Below are 17,618 nucleotides of genomic sequence, written 5' to 3'. Positions count from 1 at the left end.
CGGCGGGAGTCCCTTCGTCGGAGTGGGGAAGAGAGTGTTCCCGCTCAGCGGGAGGGGAGTGTGTTGCCGCCGGCGCGGGAGGTGCCGGCGGCGGACGGGGAGTTGGTCGGGCGGATGCGGGGCGGGGACGACTCCGCCTACGAGGAGTTGTACCGGCGGCACGCGGACGCCGTGCGGCGGTATGCGCGCACCTGCTGCCGGGACGGGCACACCGCCGACGACCTGACGGCCGAGGTCTTCGCCGGCATGCTGCAGGCCGTGCGCGGCGGATCCGGTCCGCAGCACGCCGTGCGCGCCTACCTCCTCACCTCCGTGCGCCGCGTCGCCGCGCACTGGACGAAATCCGCCAGACGTGAACAACTCGTCGACGACTTCGCCGTCTTCGCCCAGCAGGCCACCCGCCCCTCCGAGGTGGCCGACGACGACACGCTGGACCTCGGCGCCGACGTCCGCGCCCTGCACGAGGCCGAGCAGTCCATGGCCATGCGGGCCTTCCGCTCGCTGCCCGAACGCTGGCAGGCCGTGCTGTGGCACACCGAGGTGGAGGACGAATCCCCGAGCGAGGTCGCCGTCCTGTTCGGCCTGGACGCCAACGGCACGCGCGTGCTCGCCAGCCGCGCCCGCGAGGGCCTGAAACAGGCCTATTTGCAGGCCCACGTCAGCGCCACCCTCACCGGCGACGAGGAGTGCGCCCGCTACGCCGACCAGCTCGGCACCTACGCCCGTCGCAAGCTGCGCGTCCGCGCCGAGCGGGGGCTGCGCAAGCACCTGGAGGAATGCGCCCGGTGCCGGCTGGCCGCCGCCCAGATCGAGGAAGTGGCGAGCGGCATCCCCGCCGTCGTCCCGGTCGCGGTCATCGGCTGGTTCGGGGCCGCCGGATACGCGAAGGCGCTCGGGCTCGTCGCCGGTGGCGCCGGAGTCGGCGCCGCGGGCGCTGCGGCCGCGGCCGGCGGCTCGTCCGGCGGGGCCGGCGGCGCGGGCGGTGCCGTCGCCTCGGAGGCGCTGGGCGCGCCGGTGAAGGCGGGCATCGCCGCCGGAGTGGTCACGGTGGCCGCCGCCGCGGTGGCACTGGCCCTGGTGAACGACAGCCATCCGGCCAAGGTGGCCGAGCCGGCGCCGCCCACGCCGATCGTCCGGCAGACGCCCCCCGCGCCCACGCCGTCGAAGAAGCCGCCCGCCCCGCCGAAGGCCGCGCCGAGGCCCGAACCGGTGGTCCTCGCCCCGCGGCCCACCCCGACCCCGCCGCCCAGGCCGACGCCGCGGCCGACCCCGAGTCCCACCCCGACACCGACCCCGAAGCCCACGCCCACCCCGACACCCACGCCCACGCCGACCCCGACGCCGCCTCCCCCGCCGGCGCCCACCGTGTACCAGTGGAGCGACCTGCGCTACGACATCGGTGGTGACGGGACCCGGCCCGAGATGCGGCTGCGGGAGAGCAGCTGGGTGTGGCAGCGCTACGGCATGTCCATCGGCGGCAAGCAGTACGCGCGCGGTGTCACCGTCCGCGGCGACTCCTCCGTCACCATCGATCTCAACCGCTCGTGCACCGCCTACGACGCCCTCGCCGGTGTGGACGACATGACCCTCGGGCTCGGCAAGGTCTCCTTCTCCGTGTACGCCGACGGGGCGCGGCTGTGGGAGTCCGGCATGGTCAAGGGCCGGGATCCGGCCGTACCGGTGCACGTGGACCTGACCGGTCGCCGTACCGTGACGCTCGTCGTCTCACCGCACAGCAACGCCTTCGACCGGGCGGCACTCGCCGACTGGGCCGACTCCCGCTTCACCTGCCGCTAGGGCCGGTCCTCGGCCGCCCCGCCGGCCCGGTGCGGCGCCGGACGGTCCAGGTCCCGCAGGACGTCCGCCGGGTCGGACGCCGTGCCGCGCGCGCGTTCGGCCGCGTACCGCTCGGGGGGCATCGCCGCACGTGCTGCCGCGTCAACACGGGCCGCACGGGCGCGGTCCGGTTCGGGGCGCGGGTTCCCGTCCCGCCAGTGGTCGGCGGCCGCCAGCAGCCGTACCGCGCCCGGCAGATCGCCGGTCCGGGCCACCAGGTCGGCCGCGATGTCCGCCAGAGCCGCCGTGACCGCCTCGGCGCACCGCTGCTCCACCGCGCCCCGCAGCGCGGCGGTCACGACGGACAGACCGTGTTCCGGGCCCAGCTCTCCGGCCGTGATGAGGGCGTCGAGTCCGCACAGCTCCGCCTCGAACTGCGGGGGCGGCGTGCCCGCGGCCGCCATCGCCCGGGTTCCGTCGTACAGCGCCCGCGCGAGCGGCAGGTCACCGTCGTGCACGGCGATGCGCGCCCGCATCAGCTGGACGAAGGCACGGGACTCCACCACCCCGTAGCGGTCGGCGGCCGAGCCCGCCTCGTCCAGGGCGGCCAGGGCAGCCGGGCGGTCACCCGAGCGGTGGGCCACGTCGGCGAGCCGGGCCAGCAGGAACGGCGACTCGGCGTACGCGCCCACCTCGTAGGCGAGTCGCAGCGCCTCCTCGTACTCACCACGCGCGTCCTCGAACCTGCCGCGCGCCATGGCCGCCTCGCCGGCCGCGCTGCACACCTGGGCACGCATCCAGCGGTCTCCGACGCGGCGGCTGAGCGAGCGCAGCTCGGCGAGGTCCTCGTCGACGCCGCGCAGGTTGCCAGGCGAGTCGACGACCATGTGCGTGCGGTACATCAGGGTGACGCCGACCTCCCAGTCGCCGCCGTGCGTACGGCAGTTGGCGACCGACGCGGACATGTCGGGGCCGACGTCCGCCGGGCCGCCCAGGTAGTAGGCGGTCAGCGGCCAGACGATGCCCGGGAGCCGGGCGGCCTGTGGTCCGCCGCGCTCGTAGGCGACCCGCACGCGCGCGATGTAGTCCGGGGCCCGCGGGTCGTTCAGCAGTTCGGCGGTGCCGGTCTCGGACGTCATGAAGAGGTAGAGCATCCGCAGGTCCATGCGCCTCTCGGCCAGCGGATGACCGGCATCGTCGTCCGCCGCGAGGAAGGCACCGACCTGGTCGGCCCTCTCGACCAGCTCCGACAGCGAGCTCCCCGGGGGCGCTTGCCCGCGCCGGGTGTCCAGGGCGATGCCGAGGCGGAGCACCAGGTCGATCCACTCCACGGCCTCCTGGCGGTAGTTGCGCAGCCACCAGAACCAGCCCATGGCGAGGACGATCGCGACGGCCTCCGCCTCGTCGCCGTCGCGCACCGCGCGGTCCAGGGCCGTGCGGATGTTGTCGAGTTCGCTCTCCAGGCGGTCGATCCAGGGCAGTTGGTCCGCCGAGCGCAGCCGGGGCTCCGCCTCCTCGACGAGGGCGCGCACCCACGCGCGGTGGCGCCGTTCGGCGGCGGCGCACGCCTCGGGGAGTTCGGCCGCGCGCTCGGCGGCGTACTCGTGGATGGTCTCCAGCATGCGGTAGCGCATGCCGCCGGTGCTGTCCGGGCCGTCGGGGGCGGCGACGACGAGGGACTTGTCGACGAGCGCGCCGATCAGCTCCGCCGCCGGGCCGGTGCACACGGCCTCGGCCGCCGCGAGGTCCCAGCCGCCGGCGAACACCGAGACCTCGCGCAGCGCACCGCGCTCCCGCTCGTCGAGCAGCTCCCAGGACCAGTCGACGACGGCCCGCAGGGTCTGCTGGCGGGGCAGGACCGTGCGGCTCCCGGAGGTGAGGAGGCGGAAGCGGTCGTCGAGCCGGTCGGCGATCTGCCGCGGGGTGAGCAGCCGGAGCCGGGCCGCGGCCAGTTCGATGGCGAGGGGCAGGCCGTCCAGGCGGCGGCAGATCTCGGCCACGGCCTCGGTGTCACGGAGCACGGCCTCGGCGTCGGGACGGACGGCGGCGGCGCGCTCGGTGAAGAGGCGGTGCGCCTGCTCGGGGACGAGAGGTTCGACCGGGCGCACCGACTCACCGGGGACGCCCAGGGGTTCGCGGCTGGTGGCGAGGATCGTGAGCCCCGGGCAGTGGGTGAGGAGGGTCTCGGCGAGGGCGGCTGCCGCGCCGATGACGTGTTCGCAGTTGTCAAGGATCAGGAGCTGGCCGCGCGCTGCGCAGTACTCGACGAGCAGGGCCGTGGGGTCGGCCTGCGGGGTCGCCAGGTCGTGGGGCAGCAGCACGGTCTCGCGCAGACCGAGCGCGCTGACCACCGCGCCGGGCACCGCCTCAGGCCGGTCGAGCGGGGCCAGCTCGACCAGCCATGCCTGGGGCTGCCCTGCGGCGGCCTCCTCGGCGAGGCGGGTCTTTCCTGAGCCGCCCGGTCCGGTGAGGGTGACGAGGCGGGCCCTGTGCATATCGGAACGAATGGCGTCGAGTTCGGGTTCCCGCCCCACGAAAGAGGTAAGGCGTGGACGCAGATTGCCGGTCCGTTCGGGCGGTGGGGCGAGCGGCGGGGCGGCGGGGGTGCCCTGGGCCCGCGGGCGCAGCAAGGAAGCGTGCAGGGACTGGAGCTCCGGGCCGGGATCGGCGCCGAGGGCGTCGGCGAGGGTGCGGCGGGCGGACTCGTACGCGGCGAGGGCGTCGGCGGGCCGGCCGGTGTCCCGCAGGGCGCGGATGAGGAGGGCGTGCAGGGCTTCGTCGTAGGGGTGGGCCGTGGTCAGTTCCGTCAGCTCCGGTACGACGTCCCCGGCGCGGCCGAGGTCGAGGGCCGCGGCGGCACGCGCGCGGGTCGCCTCCATGCGGAGCGCCTCGGGGCGGGTGGCGGCCGTGCGGTCGGGGAGGTCGGCGAGGGCCGGTCCCTGCCAGAGGGCGAGGGCGTCGGTGAGGGCACGGTGGGCGGTGGCCGGGTCGTCGGCGGCGAGGGCCTTCGTGCCGGTTCGGGCGAGGCGTTCGAAGACGTGCAGGTCGATGTCGTCCTCGGCGGCCTCGAAGCGATAGCCGCCCGGGGTGGAGGTGACGGTGTCCCGGCCGAGGGTACGGCGGAGCCGGGCGACGAGGGCCTGGAGGGCGGCGATGGCGTCCTGGGGCGGGTCGCCGGACCAGATCTCGTCGATCAGGGTGTCGGACGTGGTGGTGCGGCCGGGGCGCAGGGCCAGGGCGGTGAGGAGGGCGCGGAGACGGGGGCCGCCAAGGGACAGTGGGTCGCCGTGGTCGTCCGTCGCTCGGGCCACGCCCAGGATTCTGTACCGCACGGGGCCATTGTCACCGGGTGGTGGGGATGGGGCACGGGAGTTTGCGGCGGGGGTCCCGGCGCGGGGGCCGGTACCCGCCCGGCGCGAGGCCGGTACCCGCCCGGCGCGAGGGGCCGGTACCCGCCCGGCGCGAGGCCGGTACCCGCCCGGCGCGAGGGGCCGGTACCCGCCCGGCGCGAGGGGCCGGTGCCCGCCCGGCGCGAGGGGCCGGTGCCCGCCCGGCGCGAGGGGCCGGTGCCCGCCCGGCGCGAGGGGCCGGTGCCCGCCCGGCGCGAGGGGCCGGTGCCCGCCCGGCGCGAGGGGCCGGTGCCCGCCCGGGGCGAGGGGCCGGTGCCCGCCCGGGGCGAGGGGCCGGTGCCCGCCGGGGGGCGAGGGGCCGGCTGTCCAGCCCGACTGCCCGACTGCCCGGGGTGTCCGCCGGATACCGGTGTCCGGCTGTCCGGCTGTCCGGCTGTCCGGCTGTCCGGCTGTCCGGCTGTCCGGCTGTCCGGCTGTCCGGCTGTCCGGCTGTCCGGCGAGGGAACGGCTGTCCGGCGAGGGAACGGCCGTCCGGCCTGCCTCGGGGGACGGACGGATACCGGCCGTCCGGCGGGTAACGGCGTCCTCGGCCGCCCGCTGCCCGCCTCGGCCACCCCTTGGCCGCCCCTCGGCCACCCCTTGGCCGCCCCTTGGCCACCCGCCACCCCGGCGTCCTGCGATCCAGAGGACCCGGGGCACCGAGGCAAGACGGTCAGCTCACCACCCGGCGCTCAGCTCACCGCTAGGTGGCCGCTCACCGCCAGGTGGCCGCTCACCGCCAGGTGGCCGCTCACCGCCAGGTGGCCGCTCACCGCCAGGTGGCCGCTCACCGCGAGGTGCCCCTCACCGCACGCTGATCGCGAACACGTGGATCTGGTCGGCGTCCGGGAGGGTGACGGTGCGTACGGTCTTGCCCGGGGTCAGGGGGATCGGGTTGCCGAAGAGCTTGTAGCCGATGCCGTAGTTGGCCGGGCCGGCCGGGGTGTTGCGGTGGTCGGTGGTGACGACGGTGGTCGCGCCGTACTCCGTGCCGTCGGTGCAGCACCAGTTGGGGAAGCCGAGGCTGCCGGTACTGGTGGAGCCGTCGGTGTAGGTCACCTTGACCTGGCCGGAGGTGAACCCGGCCTCGGCGCCCAGGAACCACAGTTCCGAGCCGCTGCCGGTCAGGGTGATGGACTGCCCCGCGGCGGCGACGTTGTCCGGGGTGCCCGGCGCGCTGTCGGGGAAGGTCCAGGTCACACCGTTCTTGCTGATCTCGGCGCCCGGCGTCGCACCGGCCGCGGCGAGCGCCTGGGCCGAGTAGGTGTCGCCGTCCCCGTCGAAGTCGCCGGTGGTGTAGTTGCCCGGGGCCGGGGGCGCGGACTCGCTGGTGATGCCAGTGTTGTCGAAGGCGGCGGCGAGGCTGGGGTAGGGCACGTCGGTGACGACGGACGCCTGACCGGACGCGGTCCCCGTACCGGCGCCGCCCGCGCGGTAGTCCGCCTTCGCGGTCAGCGTGCTGACCGTCGTGCCGGGCTTGGCGTCGGGGCCCGTCACGGTGACGGTGACGCTCTTCGCGGTGCCGGGCGCGACGCGGCCGAGGGAGGCCGTCGAGGGGCTGACGGTCCACCCCTCGGGCGTGTCCACGGTCAGCCTGGCCCGGGTGAGACCGGTCGGGCCGTGGTCGGCGAGGCTCACCTTCCAGGTGGAGGCCGTGCCGTCCCCGCCGGTCCGGGTCCAGGTGATCGCGGTGGCGGGCTGCGCGCGGTGCGCGGTGCCGGTGTGGACCCGGTACAGCGCGGTGGCGTGCGGGGGCAGGTTCGCGGCGATGGTGCCGGTGGTCTGCGTGGTCTTCTTCGACCAGAGGTCCTTGAGCACGTACGACGTCCCGGCCGGCAGCCCCGCCTCGGTGGCCGTGGTGGTGATGGTCCGTGCCTCGTCGGAGGAGTTGAACAGGGCGACCGCGCGGTCGCCGTTCGCGAGGGGCTTGGACAGCACGTCGTAGCCGTCGCCGTGGCCCACGATGCGGCCCTGCAGGCCCTTGGCGTCCTGGTCGACCGCGATGACGTCCTCGTTGCCGAGCACCGAGAGGGCGTCGGGCGAGGCCTTCGTCAGATCGGTGCTGGAGATGAGCGGGGCCGCCATCACCGACCACAGGGACATCTGGCTGCGGATCTCGTCACCGGTGAGCCGGGACTGGCCGGCGAGGAGGAAGTCCGGGTCGTTCCAGCGGCCCGGACTCTGCAGGTCCGCCAGCTGGACGTTGTAGCCGTAGTTGTACTTGATCGACGACCACTTGCCGCGCGCCGAACCGGGCTCCATGGCGATGTCGCGGCCCTCCCGCCACAGGTTGCCGACCTGCGCGGACCAGGAGATGACGTGGTGCCAGTCGCTGCCGCCCTCGAAGTACGCGGGCGCGGACACCGAGAAGACGATGGGGCGCCCCGTGGCGAGCAGAGCCCGGCTCATGTCGCCGTAGATGCCGTGGTACACGTCGTCGGCGCTCTGCCCGGCGGGGACGGGGACGTTGCAGCCGTCCAGCTTCAGGTAGTCGACCTTCCACTCGGCGAAGAGGTCGGCGTCCTGCCGGATGTGCCCGTAACTGCCGGGGTAGCCGCCGCAGGTGGAGGTGCCGGCGTCCTCGTAGATGCCGAACTTCAGCCCCATGGCGTGCAGTTGCTCGCCGACGTAGGCCATGCCGTGCGGGAAGCGCTGGGGGTCGGCGACGAGGTTGCCGTCGGCGTCCCGGCTGTGGCTCATCCAGCAGTCGTCGGTGGTGACGGTGTCGTAGCCCTTGGCGGCCAGTCCCGAGGAGACCAGGGCGCGGGCGTTGGCGAGGACGGTGGCCTCGCTGATGTCGCAGCCGTAGTACGACCAGTTGTTCCAGCCCATGGGCGGCGTCGGTGCGAAGTTCGGGTACGCGGCGTCCTTCGGCGACTCGGCTGCGGCCGGCCCGGCCAGGCCCCCGAGGGTCAGTGCGGACAGGACGGCCGCGAGCGCCAGTGCCCGGCGGCCTCCGGCCGTTCGGCGGGGCGGTGTCGCGGCGCCGGGGCGAGGCGGGGCGGGCGGACGACTGCGCGTGGTGCGGGCTCTCTCGAACACGGGAACTCCCGTCTGGGACACGTCAGGACCGACATGGCGCCCACATCCTGCTCCACTGCCGCTCATACATGCAATAAGCAAGCGCGTTTCGCGCAGAACCGAGCATGAATGAAGTGGCCAACGTGCAGCTCGGGGCTCGCGGACTCCGTTACGGCCGACAACCGGTCCAGCGCCGGGCAGGCTCCGCCGACAGGGCGGCACCCGGGTCCGACGCCGGGCAGGCTCCGCCGACAGGGCGGCACCCGGTCCGACGCCGGGCAGGCTCCGCCGACAGGGCGGCACCCGGGTCCGACGCCGGGCAGGCTTCGTCGGCTCGGGGGCGCGGCAGGACTCCTGAACGCGGCCCGGGCACAGCCCGATACGCGCCCTCACACCTGCGGACGCGCCCCTCCGACACCCGCGGAGGCGCCCTTCCAACACCCGCGGACGCGCCCCTCACACCCCCGGTGCCAGCGCTCCCCTTCTCGGGGTGATCCCGGAGGGGACCGCTCGGGCGCGGGCCGGGGTGCCGGTCCAGCAGGTGCCCCTGCGGGCGAGGAGGCGGCGCAGCCAGAGTTCGAGGGAGACGAGGTCGGCGAGGCCGTCGTGGGGCAGCGGGTCGCCGTCGGCGGTCGCCCGTACCGCCTGGCGGACCACGCGGGCCTCGACCAGGCCGGCCTCCGCCAGCAGGGGCGTGGTGAAGAGGTCCATCAGGGTGTCGGCGGCCAGCCGCAGGCCCGCGCGTGCCGCCGCTGCCGACGACGCGTGGGACGGGGTGCCCCAGCCGGGCGGGAGGTCGCTGACGCCGGCGCCCTGCAGGACCGTGCGGAGGATCGCGGAGCGGGCGCCGGGCTTGACGCGCAGGGCCTCGGGGAGGGCGCGGCAGGCGCGGACGACCTGGTTGTCGAGGAAGGGCGAGTGCAGACGCTGGGAGCGGATCTCGGCGGCCTGTTCCAGGACGCGCAGGTCGGCGGCGGACCGGGCGAGGGCCGCCCGCGCGCGGTAGTCGCCGGGGCGCTGTCCCGGGCCGAGCGCGGACCGGTTCAGCGAGCCCTGGAGCAGAACCGATACTTCAGCCAGCGCCTCCCCGGTCAGCCAGCGTGCGGCCGGACCCGGTCCCGCCCAGGTCAGGGCGGCGAGGGACGCGCCCACCGCACCGTGCGGCTCGTCGAAGCGGCGCCGCATCAGCCGCTCGGCGAGCGCCTCCACGCCCGCCCGGTACGGGGTGCGCGCCAGCCGCCGGGCCGCGCTGTACACGCGCGCGGGGACCATCACCGAGCCGTCGGCCTTGGTCAGCGCGGCGACCGGCCGGACCAGGTGGCGCCGTTGGCGGTCCATCAGGAGGTCGGCGAGGCGGGCCGGGTGGGCGTCCAGGACCTGCCGGGCGCCGTGCCCGGTGAAGTGGTCGGCGCTGCCGGCGGCGAGCCGCGCGCGGTGCCGGGCCGCCGAGACCAGCGATGGTCCGGGTTCGTCGGTGAGGGGACCGTCGAGGTCGGCGTACGGCAGGGTCTCCTCGGCGCCCGTCACCACCACGTGGTGCAGCCGGGGGTTGGCGGCGAGGGCACCCGCGCGTTCGAGTTCGGCCTCGCGTCCGCCGACGGCCAGGTCGTTGAAGGTGACCGCGAGCAGCCGCTCGCCCGCGCCCGTGCCGTGGCCCAGCAGGGTGCCCGGCATGCCGGGAAGTCCGGCGGCCAGCAGCGCGAGCGTGCCCGAGGCCGGTCCGCCGGACAGGTCGGCGCCGATCCCCGGAACCGGCATCCCGCGCGCGGCGCGCCGTGCGGCGGGACCCATGCCGGGTACCGGCCCGGGGTCGAGGTCGGGCACGTGCCGGGGCGCCGACAGCCGGGCGCGCACGGCTTCCACGAGCGCGTCCCGTACGGCGTCCACCGCGCTGTCGGCGTCGGCCGGGGGCGCTGCCACAGCGAGGGAGGCGACCGGCTCGTACCCGGCGATCTCCCGCGCACCGGCGCGCAGCACCAGCGCGTGCCCCGGCGGGATGCGCCGTACGCCGTCGTAGGGGGTGGTGTCGTGCAACGCGGCCGGTACGTCGGGGGCGGCGAGCAGGGCCGCGAGGTGCCCGAAGTCGAGGTTCGCCTCGATGAGGTCGGCGAGCGGCAGGGCGGCGGTGGCGTAGGCCGTGCCGCCGGCCCAGGGGGTGTGGAACACCGGGCGGGCGCCCGCGAGGTCGCCGCACACGGTGATGCGGCGGCCCACCTGCACGACGGCCGTGTAGCTGCCGGGCCAGTTGGTCAGGTGTCTGAGCGCGCCCCCGCGCGCGGCGATCAGACCGAGCCGCAGCTGCTCGTCGGTGGCGCCGCAGGTACCGAGGACGGCGATCCGGTTCTGCGCGTCGGCCCGCACCACGCGCACCTCGTCGGGCCGCCAGTCGCCGACGGCCCACAGCGGGTCGGGGTCGCCCCACAGGAGCTGGGAGCCGACCGGGTGCAGGGTCTCGCCGTCGTATCCGGTGGCCCCGGCCGAACCGGCGTATCCGGACACACCGCCGGAACCGCCGTAGCCGCTCGCGGAACCGCCGTACTCGGTCGCGGGACCGTTGTACCCGGTCGGGGAACCGAACCCGGCGGCACTCGCGGCGGTGCTGCTCCATCCCACCAACCACCGCATGGACGCCTCCACAGACCGTGGACAACCAGTGCACCGTACGAACCGGACCCCATGCTGCCATGAAGGGGCCGCTCCGGAGGGCTGCCGGCGCCGCCTTCGATCGGGGGAACGCGTCGACGCGCGCGTGCCCGGCAACGCACGAACTCCCGTACGGTACCCACCCGCTACGATGCGAATGCGCCCCCGGTTCACTCCCTTTGGACGCCCTCTGCGCCCTCAAGTCCCATGGTGGGGGCGGTAATCACCCACCTACGGCAGGGGCGATTTTCGGCCAAATCATCGGCATGCCAGAAGGCGCGCGCACGCTCCGTACAGGCTCTGCGCAGCACACGGGCGGCAGTTGACGCGCACAGTCCGGGAGGCGGGTGTCGCCTCCCGGACCGGTCCGCCACCCGCGGGGATGTAGGTGGCGGTGTCCCCCAGCCCGCTGGATCCAGTACAGCGGGCCGACCCACGCACGAGCCATGGAACCGCTCCCCCGGTGGCCGGAGAAGAGCGCACGGACGGGCGCACGGCCACACGGCCGGGGGCACGTCCCGACGGCCGTGCACGGTGCGTACAGGACCGTACTGCCGTACGGACCACAATCCCGCCAACCGGAACAATGCCCCTTAACGCTTGGGATGCGGCGAACTACGCTGGGTTTACGAATGCCGCGTGGTTATGCCAGCGCGGCAGCCGTCTGTGTCGAGGGGTGGCGCATGTCCAGGGAGCAACGCGGGCCGAACGAAAAGCTCGGCGCCGTTCTCGCCCTCGCGGGAATCAGCAACGCAGGACTCGCGCGCCGCGTCAACGACCTTGGCGCCCAACGCGGGCTGACACTTCGCTACGACAAGACCTCGGTGGCGCGCTGGGTGTCGAAGGGGATGGTGCCGCAGGGAGCGGCGCCGCACCTCATCGCGGCCGCCATCGGGCAGAAGCTCGGCCGCCCGGTGCCGCTCCACGAGATCGGCCTGGCGGACGCGGATCCCGCCCCCGAAGTGGGCCTCGCCTTCCCCCGCGACGTGGGACAGGCGGTGCGCTCGGCGACGGAGCTGTACCGGCTCGACCTGGCCGGCCGCCGGGCCGGCTCCGGCGGCATCTGGCAGTCGCTGGCCGGGTCGTTCGCGGTGAGCGCGTACGCGACGCCCGCCTCCCGGTGGCTGATAACCCCCGCCGACAGCTCGGTCGCGCGCGAGGCGAACACCGCCGAGGGCTCCGGCGCGCCGATCAAAGTCGGCCACAGCGACGTGGGGAAGCTGCGGGAGGCCGCCGAGGACGCCAGACGCTGGGACTCCAAGTACGGCGGCGGCGACTGGCGTTCGTCCATGGTCCCGGAGTGTTTACGGGTGGAGGCGGCGCCGCTGCTGCTCGGCTCCTACTCCGACGAGGTGGGCCGCGCCCTGTTCGGGGCCACCGCCGAACTGACCCGGCTCGCCGGGTGGATGGCCTTCGACACCGGCCAGCAGGAGGCCGCCCAGCGGTACTACATCCAGGCGCTGCGGCTCGCGCGCGCGGCGGCGGACGTGCCGCTCGGGGGGTACGTGCTGGCGTCGATGTCCCTGCAGGCGACGTACCGCGGCTTCGGTGACGAGGGCGTCGACCTCGCGCAGGCCGCCGTCGAACGCAACCGGGGGCTGGCGACCGCGCGGACCATGAGCTTCTTCCGGCTGGTCGAGGCGCGGGCGCACGCGCGCGCGGCGGACGCGCAGGCGGCCGGCGCGGCGCTGAAGGCGGCGGAGGGGTGGCTGGAGCGGTCCAGGGACGGCGACCACGATCCCTCCTGGCTCGGCTTCTACGGCTACGACCGGTTCGCCGCCGACGCCGCCGAGTGCTACCGGGACCTGAAGGCGCCGCGCCAGGTGCGGCGCTTCACCGAGCAGGCGCTGTCGAAACCGACGGAGGAGTTCGTGCGGTCGCACGGGCTGCGGCTGGTGGTGTCGGCCGTCGCCGAGCTGGAGTCGGGGAACCTGGACGCGGCCTGCGAGCAGGGGGTGCGGGCGGTGGAGGTGGCGGGGCGGATCTCGTCGGCGCGGACCACCGAGTATGTGAGGGATCTTTTGCACCGGCTGGAGCCGTACGGGGACGAGCCCCGGGTGGTGGAGCTGCGGGAGCGGGCCCGGCCGTTGCTGATGGCTCCGGCGTAGTGCCGCGGCTCGGCTTGGGGCCGCTTGGCGTCTGCCGGGTGCGGTGATCTTGCGGGTGCGGGCGCGTTGTGGCTTGTCGCGCCCGCGCGGCGGAGCCGCATGTCGACACTGCCCCGCGCCCCTTCGGGGCGCTGCCGGCGGCCGGAGTTTGAAGGTGTTGTCAGTGGCGCAGTGCACTATCGGGAGTGGAGGTGGTGCTCGGTGCCGGTCGGGGCGTACGACTGTGATGTGCTCGTCGTGGGCGGGGGGATCGTCGGGCTGGCCACGGCGTACGCCGTCACGCGGGCCGCACCGGGCACGCGGGTGACCGTGCTGGAGAAGGAGGCGGGGCCCGCCCGGCACCAGACGGGGCGCAACAGCGGGGTGATCCACAGCGGGATCTACTACCGGCCGGGCTCCCTCAAGGCGCGGTACGCGGTGCGGGGCGCCGCCGAGATGGTGAAGTTCTGCGCCGAGTACGGCATTCCGCACGCGGTCACCGGCAAGCTGATCGTGGCCACGGAGAAGGAGGAGCTGCCCCGGCTGCACGCGCTCGTGCAGCGCGGCCGGGAGAACGGGATCCCGGTGCGGGAGCTGGGCGTCGCGCAGATCGGCGAGTACGAGCCGGAGGTGCGCGGACTCGCCGCGATACACGTCGGGACGACCGGGGTGTGCGACTACGTGGCCGTCGCGCGGCAGCTGGCGCGAGCGTCGGGCGCCGAGATCCGGTACGGCGCGCGGGTCGTCCGGGTGGACCGGCGGCCGGAGCGGGGCGTGGCCGTGCTGACCTCGGGCGGGGAGGTCGTGCGAGCGCGGGTGCTGGTGAATTGCGCGGGCCTGCACTGCGACGAGGTGGCTCGGCTGGCCGGGGACGAGCCCGGGGTGCGGATCGTGCCGTTCCGGGGGGAGTACTACGAGCTGGCCCGGCCGGAGCTGGTGCGGGGACTGGTGTATCCGGTGCCGGATCCGGCGTTCCCGTTCCTCGGGGTGCATCTGACCCGGGGGATCGACGGGGGCGTCCACATCGGGCCCAACGCGGTGCCGGCGCTGGCCCGCGAGGGGTACGGGTGGGGGGTCGTACGGCCCCGGGAGCTGGCCGGGACGGTGGCCTGGCCGGGATCCTGGGCGATCGCCCGGCAGCACTGGAGATACGGGGCCGGGGAGCTGGCCCGGTCCGTGTCCAAGAGGGCGTTCCTGGGGGCGGTGCGGAGGCTGTTGCCGGCGGTGGAGTCGGAGGACCTGGTGCGGGCCCCTGCGGGGGTGCGGGCGCAGGCGGTGTTGCGGGACGGGACGCTGGTGGACGACTTCCTGATCCGGGAGTCCGCGCGGGCCGTCCACGTACTGAACGCACCGTCCCCGGCGGCCACGGCATCCTTGCCGATCGGCAGGGAGGTCGGGCGCCGGGTCCTGAACCTGCTCGGTTCCCCGTAGCCCCCACCCCAGGAGGCTCCGCCCCCTGGACCCCCGACCTCCGCCCACCCACCCCCCGACTCGGCAGTTGAAAAGGCCACCGAAACCCCAAGTCCGGCGGGCGGCCGCCGTCACGGGCGGGCCGGCGGGCCGGCGCGGCAGCGAGAACGGCCAGGCCAAGCGGCAGGCACGGCGGCTCGGCGGGCGGGCGGCCGCCGTCACGGGCCGGCCGGCGGGACGGGGAAGACGGCCAGGCCGAGCGGCAGGCACGGCGGCTCGATGGGCCGGCGGCCGCCGTCACGGGCCGGCCGGCGGGACGGGGAAGACGGCCAGGCCGAGCGGCAGGCACGGCGGCTCGATGGGCCGGCGGCCGCCGTCACGGGCCGGCCGGCGGGACGGGGAAGACGGCCAGGCCGAGCGGCAGGCACGGCGGCTCGATGGGCCGGCGGCCGCCGTCACGGGCGGGCCGGCGGGCCGGCGCGGCAGCGAGAACGGCCGGGCCGAGCGGCAGGCGCGGCGGCTCGGCGGGCGGGCGGCCGCCGTCACGGGCGACTCAGCGCGGCAGCGAGAACGGCCGGGCCGGCGGGATGGCGAAGGCAGCAGGGGCGGTAGCAGGGTGGACTGGAAGCACTCGCAGCCGGGCCCCTCGGCAAAGCCGGCGCCATTGCCGGCGGCTCGGCGGGCGAGAAGACCCCCGGCCCCCGGGCAGTGGGCGAGCGGCCGCCATCACGGGCGGGTCGGCGAGCGGCGATGGCGGCCGGACCTGACAGGGGCTTCGTTGCCGGGCACTCGGTGGGGCGAGCGAGTACGCGCGGCGGCCGGGCCCGTCGGCAGGGCGGGCGGGGGCGCCATTGCCGGGCGCTCGGTGGGGCGAGGAGGTGTGCGGGGTCCTGCGCCGGCGGCCGGGGCGGCGCCGTTGTCGGGCGCTCGGTGGCTCGGGAAGTGGGATGGGGTCTGTTGCGGGTGGGGGTGGGGTGGGGGTCGTAAAATTGGGGGACTGTGGCTGATTCCTTGAACTCTTCCGATGTCCCTCGGTCCGTACCCGTCGCGTCGGGGGCACCGCATGTGCCCGGGGTGTCGGTCCGGCATACCCGGGCCAAGGGGGAGCCGCGGTTTCCGGACGGGCCGAAGGCGGATCCCGCGGGGTCGCACTTCGAGCGGCGGATCCGGAGTTTCCAGCCGCGGCGGAGCAGGGTCACGGCCGGGCAGGCCGACGCGCTGCAGCGGCTGTGGCCCCAGTGGGGGCTGGACATCGATGGGCAGCGGGTCATCGACCTGGGGGAACTGTTCGGCGGCGTGAAGAGCGTCGTGCTGGAGATCGGGTTCGGGATGGGCGAGGCGACCGCCCAGATGGCCGCCGCCGACCCGGACACCGGGATCCTCGCGGTGGACGTGCACACCCCGGGCCAGGGCAACCTCCTCAACCTCGCCGACCGCAACGGACTGGGCAACGTCCGCGTCGGCAACGGCGACGCGATCATCCTGCTCCGGGAGATGCTCACCCCCGACGCCCTCGACGGCCTCCGCGTCTACTTCCCGGACCCCTGGCCGAAGAAGCGGCACCACAAGCGGCGGCTGATCCAGCCCGAGTTCCTGTCGCTGGCCGCCACCCGGCTGAAGCCCAGAGCGATCGTGCACTGCGCGACGGACTGGGAGCCGTACGCCGAGCAGATGCTGGAGGTCCTGGACGCGCACCCGGACTTCGAGAACACCCAGGCGGACGGCGGTTTCGCGACGCGCCCCGAGTTCCGGCCGCTGACCCGTTTCGAGGGCCAGGGACTGGACAAGGGACATGTGGTGCGTGATCTGCTGTTCCGCCGCGTACCCCACCGGTCACCGCGGGACGGGCAGCCGGAAGCGCAGTGACAACAGCCCCTCGTTGTCGTCACCGTTAGGGTCGATGCCGTGCCGCCCACCAGTGCCCCGTACCCGATACCGCCCACCGGAGCCGGCGCCGGCGCCGGACCCGGCGACGCCGCCCTCCGGCACCCGCACTGGTGGCAGCGCGGCTGGGTGCGGTACGGCGCACTGATCACGTTGCTCGCGCTGTCCGGGCTGGTCATCCTGGCGCTGGTGCGAAGGCAGACCGGCACGGAGGGCTTCCTGGTCGGGCTGGGGCTGGCCGTGCTGCCCGTGCCCTGGCTGACGGCCGCGTTCCGCTGGCTGGACCGGGTCGAACCGGGCCCCTGGCGCAACCTGGTCTTCGCCTTCGCGTGGGGCGCGTGCGCGGCGGCGCTGATCGCGATCGTCGCCAACAGCTTCGCCACGCACTGGATAGCCACCTCCACGGCGGACCCGGCCGGCGCCGACACCCTCGGCGCGACGGTGATAGCGCCGATCGTCGAGGAGTCCGCGAAGGCGGCGGCCGTCCTGCTGCTCTTCCTGTTCCGCAGACGGGACTTCACGGGGATCGTCGACGGGGTGGTGATAGCCGGCATCACCGCGACCGGCTTCGCGTTCACCGAGAACATCCTCTACCTGGGCACGGCCTTCGGCACCGACCAGCTCACCGGCGGCCGCGGCATCGCCTCCGTCACCGCCGCCACCTTCTTCGTGCGCATCGTGATGTCCCCGTTCGCCCACCCCCTGTTCACCGTCCTGACCGGCATCGGCTTCGGCACCGGCGCACTCGCGGGGGACGGGCAGCGCGCCCGGCGCGTGCTGCTGCCGCTCGGCGGCCTGCTGCTCGCGATGGGCATGCACGCCTTCTGGAACGGCTCCTCGACCTTCGGGGCGTACGGCTTCTTCGCCGTCTACGGCCTGTTCATGGTGCCCGCGTTCGGCCTGCTGACCTGGCTCGCGATCTGGACCCGGCAGCGGGAACTGCGGACCGTGCGGGAGGAGCTGCCGGCGTATGTGTTCGCGGGGTGGCTGGGCCCGGCCGAACCGTACGTCCTCGGGTCGATGCGGGCGCGGCGGATGGCCCGCGAGTACGCCCGGCACCACTTCGGCGGCCGGCCCGCCGGGCGGACGGTCGCGCGGTACGAGGCCTGCGCCACCTCGCTCGCGTTCCTGCGGCACCGGGCGCGGCTGGGCAGGGCCCCGGCCGACTTCGCCGTACGCGAGCGGGAGCTGCTGTCCGAGCTGTGGGCGCGGAGGGGCGTGGCCTGGCCGGCGCTGGAGTACGCGACCCGCGCGTCCGCCCGGGCGCCGGCGCCCTACTGGCCCGCCTACGGCTACGGCCACCTCCCCGGCCAGGACTACGGACAGGGCTACGGCCAGGGCTACGGCCAGGACTACTACGGCTATCCGGCCGTGCCGTACTCCGCGCACAACCCGTACCGGACGTAGG

General features: G+C 75.0%; 8 protein-coding genes. 5 read left to right on the top strand and 3 right to left on the bottom strand.

Going from position 1 to position 17,618, the window contains the following annotated elements; all coding sequences use genetic code 11:
• Positions 1–114: 114 nt before the first annotated feature.
• Positions 115–1,797 carry a sigma-70 family RNA polymerase sigma factor gene (locus tag DBP14_RS18200; RefSeq protein WP_241741255.1) on the top strand — a complete coding sequence of 561 codons (1,683 nt, stop codon included), beginning with the start codon at positions 115–117 and terminating at the stop codon, positions 1,795–1,797.
• Here DBP14_RS18200 and DBP14_RS18195 read toward each other — a convergent pair.
• From DBP14_RS18195 to DBP14_RS18180, 3 genes are all read right to left on the bottom strand, one after another.
• The gene (locus DBP14_RS18195; protein ID WP_206739289.1) at positions 1,794–5,108 is read right to left on the bottom strand and encodes a BTAD domain-containing putative transcriptional regulator; all 3,315 of its coding nucleotides are present in this window, start codon (positions 5,106–5,108) and stop codon (positions 1,794–1,796) included. The genes DBP14_RS18200 and DBP14_RS18195 overlap by 4 nt on opposite strands.
• An 861-nt stretch (positions 5,109–5,969) precedes the next feature.
• Positions 5,970–8,207, bottom strand: coding sequence for an NEW3 domain-containing protein (locus tag DBP14_RS36100; RefSeq protein WP_164992351.1), 2,238 nt, complete (start codon positions 8,205–8,207; stop codon positions 5,970–5,972).
• 435 nt (positions 8,208–8,642) lie between these two features.
• On the bottom strand, positions 8,643–10,811 hold the full coding sequence (locus tag DBP14_RS18180) for an asparagine synthase-related protein (protein ID WP_129308233.1): 2,169 nt from the start codon (positions 10,809–10,811) through the stop codon (positions 8,643–8,645).
• A 701-nt stretch (positions 10,812–11,512) separates the two neighbouring features.
• On the opposite strand from DBP14_RS18180, the gene DBP14_RS18175 reads away from it, so the two are divergent.
• The 4 genes from DBP14_RS18175 (at position 11,513) to DBP14_RS18160 (ending at position 17,617) form a co-directional block, all read left to right on the top strand.
• The gene (locus DBP14_RS18175; protein ID WP_129308232.1) at positions 11,513–12,937 is read left to right on the top strand and encodes an MFS transporter; all 1,425 of its coding nucleotides are present in this window, start codon (positions 11,513–11,515) and stop codon (positions 12,935–12,937) included.
• A 201-nt stretch (positions 12,938–13,138) separates the two neighbouring features.
• On the top strand, positions 13,139–14,347 hold the full coding sequence (gene lhgO / locus DBP14_RS18170) for an L-2-hydroxyglutarate oxidase (RefSeq protein ID WP_129308231.1): 1,209 nt from the start codon (positions 13,139–13,141) through the stop codon (positions 14,345–14,347).
• A 978-nt stretch (positions 14,348–15,325) separates the two neighbouring features.
• Positions 15,326–16,192, top strand: coding sequence for a tRNA (guanosine(46)-N7)-methyltransferase TrmB (gene trmB / locus DBP14_RS18165; RefSeq protein WP_129308230.1), 867 nt, complete (start codon positions 15,326–15,328; stop codon positions 16,190–16,192).
• A gap of 66 nt (positions 16,193–16,258) precedes the next feature.
• A complete protein-coding gene (locus DBP14_RS18160) occupies positions 16,259–17,617 on the top strand; it encodes a PrsW family intramembrane metalloprotease (protein ID WP_129311932.1) in 1,359 nt (452 codons plus the stop codon).
• Position 17,618: the final 1 nt, after the last annotated feature.

It is taken from the genome of Streptomyces sp. L2 (genome assembly GCF_004124325.1).
GTDB lineage: Bacteria > Actinomycetota > Actinomycetes > Streptomycetales > Streptomycetaceae > Streptomyces.
This window is presented reverse-complemented; position numbering and strand designations above follow the sequence as displayed.

Excerpts from the sequence above, each read along its gene's own strand:
- DBP14_RS18200 (WP_241741255.1), top strand. The coding sequence starts at position 115 with ATGCGGGGCGGGGACGACTCCGCCTACGAGGAGTTGTACCGGCGGCAC.
- DBP14_RS18180 (WP_129308233.1), bottom strand. The coding sequence starts at position 10,811 with ATGCGGTGGTTGGTGGGATGGAGCAGCACCGCCGCGAGTGCCGCCGGG.
- DBP14_RS18175 (WP_129308232.1), top strand. The coding sequence starts at position 11,513 with ATGTCCAGGGAGCAACGCGGGCCGAACGAAAAGCTCGGCGCCGTTCTC.